Raw genomic sequence first — 11111 nt, 5'->3', positions numbered from 1 at the left:
ATACTAAATTTATAAATGGAGAAATAAAATGGACACTAATAAAAGATTAGAGGAGATAGAAAAACTCCTGCGAAGTATAGAATTCAAGATGGATGAATTCATGTCGCAGCTTGATAATATTGAAAATTTATTAGATGAGCGCTTTGATGAATTGTTAAATCGATCTGAAAGTAGGAGAAGTGATAAGTAATTTAACAAATTTCATCAACCTATCTCGTCTATTTGCTTTTTCTACCCGTAGAAGTGCATGAGCCTGACCTACGTCATTGATGAAGGTAGTGAAGCAATCCCGCCTGGTGACGCAAAGCGGCAATCAGCTACTTAAACTTCAAGTGTACTGTCGAATAAGACGAAAAACTCACCTCTTAGCTAAAACCAGAAAGCAAGCGCCAAGAATTCTATCAATACCACCACACCTTGTGTATTTGTCACAAACAAAAAGTTGTTTGGTTTGTATTTCCTTGAAATATCAAAAAAAAATTCGCTCAATACACATGAAACAGCAGTTAATTGAAAAATTAGTTAATGAAAATTGAAAAAAATTTTATTACTTAAACTAGCAATAATCCTTGAATTTTCGTTTGATTTCTAAAAAAAAAAGATTTTAACGACAGAATAAATTTAGTTTAAAAAAATTAGGTTTTATTTGTTTTTTATTTGAAGAGATTCTATTCTGTAAAATACCTGATAAAAAAATAATCAAAAGTAACATTATATTACTACTAAGCAGATGTAAAAAGAAGAAGAATTAAGGATGCATTTGGCTTGGATGCCGTAAAGAAGAGTAATATTAATTGGCATAGGAGTCTATATGTTAGAGTTATTAGTGATTAGAGAAATTAACTCTAAAGGCGTTTCGGTTTGTCTCAAGCCCAGCTTAGCAGAAGTAATAACACCAACATTAGCCAGAGAAATTAGGAATTTACAAAACTCTATTGTAGAGAAGTACTTAACCACTCCTTGGGAAGGTTATTTTTATGTAATTTGGTATTCACACAGAGGGCATGGTAATTGTGGAAGAGGTTTGGATTTCAATTATATTTTGAATACCATTTTGAACGGTAAAGAAGTTGCTTTTGAATCGTATATTAAGGATTTATTTGAGTTATTATTTTTAAATTATATTGGATTAGGACTTCCTGTTGTTAATTGTTCGATAATAGATAGAGATATCAGCGGAATTTCTCAAGAATTTTTCTTCCTAAATCAAATAAATTTTATAAAAAAATCATCTGAAAGCACATTGGAAAATCAAGTTATTTCTGTAGACTTACATGAGATTTCAACCCATCAAGTTTTTCCAAAATTTTTATATCAGAATAATCAATTTTATAAATTTTCTAATATTAATTTAAAAGAGATGCGAAAATTAATAGCGGGTACAGAAATGCGCTCTTTAGACGAGGCTTCAATTGAAGAGATAAGACGCATTTTTGATGCTTTACAACATGAAACAATTAGTGAAATTTATAATATGGCCTCCAATAAGTTAAAACTATTAAAACGACTAGCAAAGATGCAGATGAGCCACTTGTCAACGGTGACAAGCTAGTCAAATTTTTAGATAAGTTTGGGCACTTTTCGCCTCAACTTTTCAATGCTTAGGTTGCTGTTGATAATTGTTCACACACTTTTGCTTGCTCAAAAATCAACTTTTGCTGCGAAAAAGGGAATAAGTGGCCTTGATTTTCCAATGGGTGCAGATAGCAATTTTTTATCAGAGACGCGTTACGTTGTGCAAAAGCAAAGGGCACAATCTTGTCATTGGTGCCGTGAAAAATATCAATTCGAGTCTTAATATCCCGTATATCATAGTTCCATGGCTGGTAAGTCAAACGCGCATCCAATGCGGTGCCTTGATAGCCCTTTGTAAAACAACGGAGTTGATCCAGCATAAAAAGTTGTTGATTGACAGGGGCCGTAAGGATAGTAAGATCTGATTTGTTGACAGCTTTTTTGATAACCTCGTAATATCTGCCTGGAGTCAATTTAACCATATATTGCATTAACCAGAACATACTGTTAAATAACCAAGGTCTATCGAGTAACCTATAACCGAATTGATCGGCTTTGGGAAGTAACGTGACCAGTTCAGGAGTATCAAGGGCTGTATATCCCGCCAGTATGATACAAAAATCAAGGAGATCCGGAATAACATATCCGCAGGCCATAGTCGGCGCCCCACCGCCAGACCAGCCCATGACACCAAAGCGTTTTAGACCCAGCAGTTCTGCTAGTGCTTTAACATCCAATGGATAATCCAGCATGGTTTGCGCAGGGTCAAAATCAGAGTACCCCATTCCAGGTCGATCAAGCACAATAAAACGAAAACCAAAGTTTTTTGCTTCTGCATCGAAAAGAGAGCCTTCTACATGACACCCAGGAGAGCCATGAGCAAAAATAATCGGATATCCTTGACGATCGCCAAATTCAGTGTAGGACAACTGCCCCTTTTTGTGTCGAGAAAAAAAACATGTAGAATTTTCCATAAAATCCATTTGAAAATAGTTTAAGCGAGTTATTCGTTAATAATATAGCTCATTGGGATTAATTATTACTGATCGTGTTATTAAGTGCCTCTACTCAGAGCCTCAAGTGATGGGGAAACGGCCCATGAAAGATTCACGCCTGTATCATTTTTCTTTCCTCTTAATCTTGACTTAATTATTATGTATTAAAATTAGATTATTTCTATTCCCTCAGTGAAGACATTGTTTTTTCTGATCTCATTGGTTTGATTATTATGGCAAAAGAACAATTTGAAGTAGGGACTAAAGCTTCTGCCCCCACAGCAGATGTAACTAAAGCCCAAGAGAATTTTACAACTCGCAAGAGCGAAGAGGGTGATAAAATCGAAAATGGTACCGATTTTAAAACTTGGTATCATAATGAGGATGTTATCCGAATGCTATGGGCGTTGTATCAAGCACTGCCCAAGGAAAAGAAAGAGGATTTTCTTGCGCCTTATGTGTTTTTTGATACTGGAGGATTCGTTTCTTTTGATAAGTTAATGACGATTGCCAAACGCAAGTTTCTACTATCCAATAAACTGTACTTTCCTTTTATTATTAAGCCAGAATTAGGCGGCGCGCATTATACAGCCGGAATTTTTCGTAGAGAAGCTGATTCTAAAGTAACCTTATTTTTCTTTAATCCGGTAGGATATCCTGATGAAGAGGCAAAACAACGTGCAAAAAAACGCCTCCAGTTACCAGAAGTGAATCGTGTGGGTGGAATGGATTTAGTTCTCTGTCCTTATGAGGTCCAAACTTCGGATAAAGATGGAGGGGTTCTTGTTTCATGTGGCCCAATAAGTGTTGAATTTGTTAATTATGCATTGAACAACCCTGATTGGATTGCTTCGTTAGACGACAAATTTCAACTTCCACCACATTTGGTCGAATATAAGTCATGCTCCACTGAAGTGTATAAACTTCAAGTTCTGCAACTAAGAAAGGAGCACTATACCTTACTCCAACAAGTACCGGATAGTGAGCTTACCAACATTGAAGATGATTGGGCTGCAATTAATCAATATTTCCTGGATTCTTTAGATTCTGGAAGTGATAAAGACGTTGAGCTTTATCAAGAGAATGGAAAACGTGGAGATCTATTTGAAGATGATTCCTATGTGGATGATTCCTATGTGAATGAGGACAATGAAGATGATCTGCAGAGCGATTATGAGGATGATCCACTGAGTGATGAAGAGGATGGTGTTGCTATACAATCCACCAAAACATCACAGGCATCGTCTGCTTCTGAGAAAGCCTCTCATGCTGTCTCTGTTATAGGCTCTAAGAAGGATAGCGACGTTTCTTGTGTCGCGACCTCGATTGCATCTTCTAATAAGGATAATGATGCTCCTTTGATTCCTGTTGATGATCATGTGAAGGGAACTTCTCCAAGTGGAGTTGCAAAGGAAGATACTGTTTCAGGTCATCAAAGCAAACTCATAAATGATGGTACAAGTACTCCTTCCTATTTAAGGAATGTAAAGGGTGTTGCCGCTATTGAGCAAGAAATATTACGTTTAAGAAATGCGACTGGTTTCTTCAGTTTGGGTGCTAAAAGTAAGGCAACTAAAATTGAACAGGCTTTAGAACAAGCCAAAGTTAAATCTTCAGATGTGCGTCTTGATACTGGGGTGCGTACTGCTTTATCAGAACATCGTATTTTTAGCTTTTTCGGATTAAAGACAACTCAAGCTTTGCAGAATGTTGATCGTTCTTTAGAGGAAGAAAACAATCAATTACCGACTAAATCTTCCTAAAATTTAAAGTTAATGATAGTCCAGCCCTTAACACCTAATTAGTTTATACTAATAGCTGTGGCCATTTATTGGAAAGGGCATGTCAATATTTCAACGATTAAAAAAATTTTATAATGCTTCTCCAGAAAATAGAACACAGATCCTTGTATTTCTTGGGTTTGTTATTGTTCCTGTAGTAGGGATGTCGTTGTTGTATCTTTATGTGAATATTTTTTGGTTGTAGACGGTTCTTGAATGAATATATACCGCGGACGGCGCCGCGGTATAAGTTTTACTATTAATCTTCATCTTCCCAGCTTAATGTGCCCCCAGCTTGATATTCAATCACACGGGTTTCAAAGAAATTTTTCTCTTTTTTCAGGTCCATCATTTCACTCATCCAGGGGAAGGGATTTTCCGCACCAGGGTATTGCTCAGGTAGACCGATCTGGGTAAGACGGCGGTTTGCGATGAAATGGAGATATTCTTCGAACATCTCGGCGTTCATACCCAAAATACCATGAGGCATTGTATCGTGGGCATATTGATATTCTAATGCTACCCCTTCTTTAACAAGCTGAATGATTTCTTCTTTAAATTCAGGAGTCCACAATTGTGGATTCTCAATTTTAATTTGGTTAATCACGTCAATACCAAAGTTCATATGCATAGACTCATCCCGCAAGATGTACTGGAATTGTTCAGATGTACCAACCATTTTGTTGCGTCTACCCATGGATAAAATTTGGGTAAAGCCAACATAGAAGAAAATACCTTCAAAAACTACATAGAAAGCAATTAAATCACGCAATAAGCGCTGATCGTCCTCTAAAGTTCCAGTATGGAAATTCGGATCTCCCAAACTTTGAGTGAAAGGTAAGGCCCAAGATGCTTTTCTTGCAACAGAGGGGATCTCTCGGTACATATTAAATACAGCAGCCTCATCCAAACCTAAACTTTCAATAATATATTGATAGGCATGCGTATGTAAGGCCTCTTCGAAAGCCTGACGTAATAGGTACTGACGACATTCTGGATTGGTGATATGACGATAAACAGCTAATACTAGATTATTCGCAACCAAGGAATCTGCTGTTGAAAAAAAGCCCAAATTACGCAAGACGATCAAACGTTCATCAGCAGTCAATCCGTTGGGATCTTTCCATAGAGCCACATCGGCACTCATATTAATTTCGTTGGGCATCCAATGGTTCGCACAAGCGGCTAAATATTTGTCCCAAGCCCATTTGTATTTAAAAGGAACCAGCTGGTTTAAATCGGCACGACAGTTAATAATTTGCTTATCATCAACATGAATGCGTCCGGCTCCCATTTCTAATAACTCTAGGCCAGTAGCACCCATATGTTTGGGTGCTGTTGCAACTGATTCTACATTATTTGACATTCAATTCTCCTCTTATTGGCATGCTTCGCAGTCAGGGTCCAAAATGGAACAGACTTTGGGTTCGTCTTCTAGTTTGACTGCATTAAGTGCCCCATCAGTAATCGTTGATTTTTCAGCATTAGTAGCTCCCATACTACGCAGGTAATAAGTGGTTTTAAGACCACGTATCCATGCAAGCTTGTAGAGCTGATCAAGTTTTTTCCCTGATGGTTTTGCCATATAAATATTCAATGACTGTGCTTGATCAATCCATTTCTGCCGTCTTGACGCGGCTTCAACTAACCAGACTGGATCAAGTTCAAACGCTGTGGCGTATCGCGCTTTTAATTCGTTAGGGATACGACTAATAGGTTGCACACTACCATTGAAGTATTTCAAATCATTAACCATGACCTCATCCCAAAGGTTCATTGCTTTCAAATCAGCAACGAGATAAGGATTGATAACCGTGAATTCACCGGACAAGTTTGATTTCACATAGAGGTTTTGGTAGGTAGGTTCGATAGATTGTGAAACACCACATATGTTGGAAATTGTTGCAGTAGGAGCAATTGCCATCACATTGGAGTTACGCATGCCTTGTGTACGTACCTTAACACGCAGGCTTTCCCAATCAAGACGTTGTGAACGATCTTGCTCAAGGTATTTATTACGAGATTGCTGCAATAAATTGATAGAATCAATGGGTAGAATCCCTTTGCTCCATAATGAACCTTCGTAGCTGGAATAGTTACCGCGTTCCTTCGCTAATTCACAAGACGCTTCAATGGCAAAGTAACTGATTAATTCCATTGAGGTATCAGCAAAGTCAACTGCCTCCTGAGATGCATAATTAATTTTTAATTCATAAAGTGCATCTTGAAAGCCCATTAAACCTAAGCCAATTGGACGATGTTGCAAGTTGGAATGACGTGCTTGAGGCACAGAGTAATAGTTAATATCAATGACGTTATCCAACATACGTACCGCAGTAGTAATAGTACGTTTTAGTTTTTGAGTGTCTAATTGACCGTTAATAATGTGCGCAGGAAGATTAACACTACCCAGGTTACAAACAGCAATTTCTTCTTCGGATGTATTCAAAGTAATTTCTGTACATAAGTTAGAGCTATGAATAACACCTGCATGTTGCTGTGGCGAGCGCAAGTTACATGGATCTTTAAATGTTAACCAGGGATGTCCAGTTTCAAACAGCATAGAGAGCATTTTACGCCACAATTTAACTGCTTGAACTGTTTTAACATTCTTAATTTCGCCATGACGTGCTTTTTCTTCACATCTGGCGTACATCAATTCAAAGGTTTTACCGTATTCATCATGTAATTCTGGTACTTCATCAGGAGAAAATAAGGTCCATTCACCATCTTCATGTACTCTCTTCATGAATAAATCAGGAATCCAAAGTGCTGTATTCATGTCGTGAGTACGACGTCTGTCATCACCGGTATTCTTACGTAACTCCAGAAATTCTTCTACATCACGGTGCCAACATTCGAGGTAGGCGCAAACAGCCCCTTTACGTTTACCTCCTTGATTTACTGCTACTGCTGTTGCATCGGCTACATTCAAGAAGGGAACAACACCTTGTGATTTACCATTGGTACCTTGAATGTGTGCACCCATTGCTCTTACAGGTGTCCAGTCATTACCCAGACCTCCTGCAAATTTTGACAGTAAAGCATTATCTTTAATTGCACTGTAAATACCATCCAAATCATCAGGGACTGTTGTTAAATAACAACTGGATAATTGAGGTCTTACGGTACCTGAGTTAAAGAGCGTTGGTGTGGAAGACATGTAATCAAACGAGGACAATAGCAGATAGAATTCAATTGCCTTCTCAGTTTTATATTCCTCGCGAATAGCGAGCCCCATAGCCACACGCATGAAAAATGCTTGAGGTAATTCATAGCGAATTCCATTTTCATGAAGGAAATACCGATCATAAAGTGTTTGCAAACTCAGGTAAGTGAATTGCATGTCACGTTGGGGGAGCAAGGCTTTACCGAGTGCATCCAAATCAAATTCACTGAGTTTATGATCTAGAAGCCCCTGGTTGATACCTTGGGCAATGTAAGCTTTGAAATAAACTGGATAAAGGGCTGCCATTTCGTCAAATGTAGCTTCAGCTTGCATGTCCAACTTATTAAGTGCTTCTGAGCGTAAGCTGTCGAGTAGTAAGCGGGCACTAACAGAAGTATAGTTAGGTTCTCTTTCTACCAAAGTTCGAGCTGCCATAATCAAGGCTTTGTGAACATCCTCCAACTTGGCTTGGTTGTAAAGATTCCGCAGAGCATCCTTAATAACAGGCTCCGCTTTAACATTTTCAAGCTCTCGGCAAGCTTCTTCAACAATGGTGGTTACTCGCGCCATGTCTAAGGGTTTGACATCCCCATTGGGCATAGTAATTAATGGAACTTTAGCATCACGTGCCTGTTCTTTAAGAGCAACTTCACGGGCCTTACGATGTTCTTCACGATAAAGTACATAAGCGCGTGCAACTTCATAATGACTGCTACGCATTAAGGCAAGTTCAACTTGGTCTTGAATATCTTCGATATGAACAGCGCCACCACTGGGTAAACGGCGTTTAAATGCTTGTGTAACCTGTTGCGTGATGTCATTAACTTGCTGATGAATACGATTAGAGGCAGCAGCATTACTACCTTCAACAGCAATAAATGCCTTGGTGATGGCAACTTTAATTTTATTGTCGTCATATTGAACGACCTTACCGTTACGCTTGATAGTTTTTAGTAAACCTGGAGCATTAGCGGTCAATTCAACTTGACTTATTTGCGGCACATCTCTTACCGGCTCAAGAATTTCAGACATGTTTTCTCCACAGAAGGTATTGTGTATGAGAACTCTATTAGTTTCCAATCCATGAAACTAACGTTAGCCCATAACTAAAATATAGAATAAATTACCCTAAAGCACAACCCTAAAAACACAATATCTGGTTATTTTGAAAAGCACAATAACTATATATTGTGTTTTTTTTAAAAATCAAGAGAATAATATGGGTATAAGCTGTGGATAAAATGTTAACGATTTAATTCTTGCTAACTAAAAGCGTGGTTGCGTCGTACCAAAAGAGGTGGGCTAAAATTAAATTAAATTTATAAATGAAAGTAATATCTAAGGCAAGCTAATTATAAGGAGAGGGGGCATGTATCATTTTTTGCGTACTGTCTTATTAATTTTAGTTTGGTTATCGTTGTTGGTTATCCCCTATGCATTTATTTCTTATGTTTGCTACGAGGGATTGTGTGGTGGAGGTGCTGCAGGTGAGGTGAGGAGTAGCCCGTTTTATCTAAAAATCTGGGGTTACTATATGTGGCTATACCCGTTTATCGTTTTCGGGGCACTTTATTTGTCCAGACGAGCGCGCCTTAGCGGTGATTTCACGAGTTCATTATCCATTTTATTGATTCCATTACTAGGTTTGCTACCTCTTTTATATGTAAGTTTTCAAATAGGGAAAATAAATAAAAAATATACTGATCAAGAAACTGCTTATTATACCGCTCAGGCTAATGATTTTGTGTGTGCTCCTGGAAAGTTTATTCGAACCAATAAGAATCAATTTTATTATTTCGCAACGGCACCAGGTCAATATGGGAAATCAAGAACGGTAACTTATTTTAATGATTATGCAGAAATAGAATCATTTCTTAAAAACAATGAAATTGATAGTTCACAGTGTAAAAACCAACAAGGAGCATCATTTTATTCTCTGAAAAACAAACATTAGGACGAAGAGGTTATGCGATTTAAGCTCGTTTCAAACTCATCAAGTTTTTTAGTCGAATCTGTTTTAACTTTGAAAAAAACAAACTCCCGGTTCTGGGACATCTCATACAGTCCAAAGCAAAGATAACCAATACCTAATAGGCCAATTGCGAGTCCTACATTAGCAAGAATTTGAACCCATCCTCGATGTTCTTTAAATACGTGGCGTGCCTTTGTTAGTGCTCCCCTACAGTTCTTTAGAAAGGTTTCTTGATCAATGGCCTGAGGATAGGAGAAAAATTGTTCAATATTCTGCTGTAAAGTGCATTGAATCGATAAAGCCGCTTCAGCTGCTTTACTCTCAGGAAAGCGTGTGCATAAATCTACTACTTTGGTTTTAATCGTTTTTAAATGTGTCTCTAAATACTCCTCTTGCTTTAATTGTTAGGGATACTTTTGTAACCTATTACATTAAATGAATTGGAGAACACATGTTAGAACACGAAGATGGAAAAATGTTTGTCAATTTACCCGTAAATGATTTACATAAAACGATTGAGTTTTTTACTAAACTAGGATTTTCTTTCAATCCACAATTTACTGATGAAAATGCGACTTGCATGATCGTAGGTAAAAATAATTTTGTGATGTTATTGGTTGAAAGTTTCTTTAAAAATTTTATTCCTCATCATGAAATAAATGATGCGATGAGAACTAAAGAGGTTTTAGTGGCATTGTTACTTGAAAGTCGTGCCCAGGTCGATGAAATGATGGAAAAAGCTATAGCAGCAGGAGGTAAAGAGTACCGTCCTACGCAAGATTATCGATGGATGTATGGGCGAGCATTTCAAGATATTAATGGTCATATTTGGGAGCCTTTTTTCATGAACATGGCTGATATGCCTGCAGAAATGAAAGATAAGTAGCTACTACTTAATGACGTGGCTTTACAATAATGGCATCGCTTACATTAGAAAAGCCATGTACTTCGAGTTGGAAGGAAGCCAATTGAGCTTTCAACTGACTCGAGCTACCCCCATCGAGATTCAGAGCATTTTGACAATTTAATGGAGGAGCTTTCATCAATTGCGCCAATTCGGTTGTTGAAAGAGGAAGATTATCCGTGACCAGAATAATAACCCGACCATCGTGGGTGATTCCTAAGGCAGAACGTTCAGCTCTACCCGGCTTTAACGGGGGAATACGACTGTTGACAAGTAATCTTGGACCACTCTGGACCGCAAAATCAATTTGACTGTTAGATCGCAACTGGCTTACGTTGGTAAGATAGGGTTTTTGATTCTTGATATAGAAAATACCCCACCAACTAATGTTTTTAAGAGGCGCCTTTTGCCGCTTATTTCCAATTCTTAATCCTAAAGGTTTATAGTTATTATCAAAAAAACCGCCATTAATGGTAATTAATGCTTGTGAGTGTTGCGCATACTCATCCACAGAGGCATGTTCTTTTGATAAATCAGAGGCAGTAATTACTGATAATCGATTCTCTTTTAAATTGATGCGAAAGGCATGAATATGTGACCAGGGCGTTAAAAGATTGCCATCAAGATCTTGATAGTCAATACCTGGCGCTAATTTGCGCCACCCGCCAGCATTTAAAACATGATTGATGAAAACTAACGCGATTAACAAGACAAAAAATTGAATGATTCGAGCCGGCGATTTTGTAGAAGTAATGGTTTGCCTGGACATATTAAT

The 11111-nt window shown here is 37.9% G+C and carries 10 protein-coding genes; 6 read left to right on the top strand and 4 right to left on the bottom strand.

Translation table 11 applies throughout. The features are described from left to right. Positions 1–28 precede the first annotated feature (28 nt). Both LHA_RS16960 and LHA_RS10445 read left to right on the top strand, forming a co-directional pair. Positions 29–190 (top strand): hypothetical protein, encoded by a 162-nt coding sequence (locus LHA_RS16960; protein WP_156413533.1) that lies wholly within the window; start codon positions 29–31, stop codon positions 188–190. Positions 191–811: 621 nt separating this feature from the next. Beyond that, positions 812–1552, top strand: coding sequence for a hypothetical protein (locus tag LHA_RS10445; RefSeq protein ID WP_045106494.1), 741 nt, complete (start codon positions 812–814; stop codon positions 1550–1552). Positions 1553–1601: 49 nt separating this feature from the next. Here LHA_RS10445 and LHA_RS10440 read toward each other — a convergent pair whose 3' ends face one another. Beyond that, positions 1602–2498: an alpha/beta fold hydrolase gene (locus tag LHA_RS10440; protein WP_045106493.1), complete on the bottom strand. Its 897-nt coding sequence runs from the start codon at positions 2496–2498 to the stop codon at positions 1602–1604. A gap of 245 nt (positions 2499–2743) precedes the next feature. On the opposite strand from LHA_RS10440, the gene LHA_RS10435 reads away from it, so the two are divergent. Next, positions 2744–4273, top strand: coding sequence for a hypothetical protein (locus LHA_RS10435; RefSeq protein WP_045106492.1), 1530 nt, complete (start codon positions 2744–2746; stop codon positions 4271–4273). Positions 4274–4352: 79 nt separating this feature from the next. After that, a complete protein-coding gene (locus LHA_RS17070) occupies positions 4353–4496 on the top strand; it encodes a hypothetical protein (protein WP_172480805.1) in 144 nt (47 codons plus the stop codon). 54 nt (positions 4497–4550) lie between these two features. On the opposite strand, the gene LHA_RS10430 is transcribed toward LHA_RS17070, so the two are convergent. Both LHA_RS10430 and LHA_RS10425 read right to left on the bottom strand, forming a co-directional pair. After that, positions 4551–5657 (bottom strand): ribonucleotide-diphosphate reductase subunit beta, encoded by a 1107-nt coding sequence (locus LHA_RS10430; protein WP_045106491.1) that lies wholly within the window; start codon positions 5655–5657, stop codon positions 4551–4553. A 12-nt stretch (positions 5658–5669) separates the two neighbouring features. Then, positions 5670–8492, bottom strand: coding sequence for a ribonucleoside-diphosphate reductase subunit alpha (locus LHA_RS10425; RefSeq protein ID WP_045106490.1), 2823 nt, complete (start codon positions 8490–8492; stop codon positions 5670–5672). Between the two features lie 337 nt (positions 8493–8829). Here LHA_RS10425 and LHA_RS10420 point away from each other — a divergent pair, with 337 nt between their 5' ends. Then, a complete protein-coding gene (locus tag LHA_RS10420) occupies positions 8830–9414 on the top strand; it encodes a hypothetical protein (RefSeq protein WP_045106489.1) in 585 nt (194 codons plus the stop codon). Positions 9415–9883: 469 nt separating this feature from the next. After that, complete coding sequence (locus LHA_RS10415) at positions 9884–10318, top strand: VOC family protein (protein ID WP_045106488.1); 435 nt, start codon at positions 9884–9886, stop codon at positions 10316–10318. Positions 10319–10325: 7 nt separating this feature from the next. Here LHA_RS10415 and LHA_RS10410 read toward each other — a convergent pair whose 3' ends face one another. Further along, complete coding sequence (locus tag LHA_RS10410) at positions 10326–11105, bottom strand: phosphodiester glycosidase family protein (RefSeq protein WP_045106487.1); 780 nt, start codon at positions 11103–11105, stop codon at positions 10326–10328. Positions 11106–11111 lie beyond the last annotated feature (6 nt).

Origin of the sequence: Legionella hackeliae, assembly GCF_000953655.1 — a bacterium.
Taxonomy (GTDB): domain Bacteria; phylum Pseudomonadota; class Gammaproteobacteria; order Legionellales; family Legionellaceae; genus Tatlockia; species Tatlockia hackeliae.
The sequence above is the reverse complement of the archived record's forward strand: the minus strand, read 5'-3'. Positions and strand labels throughout refer to the sequence as shown.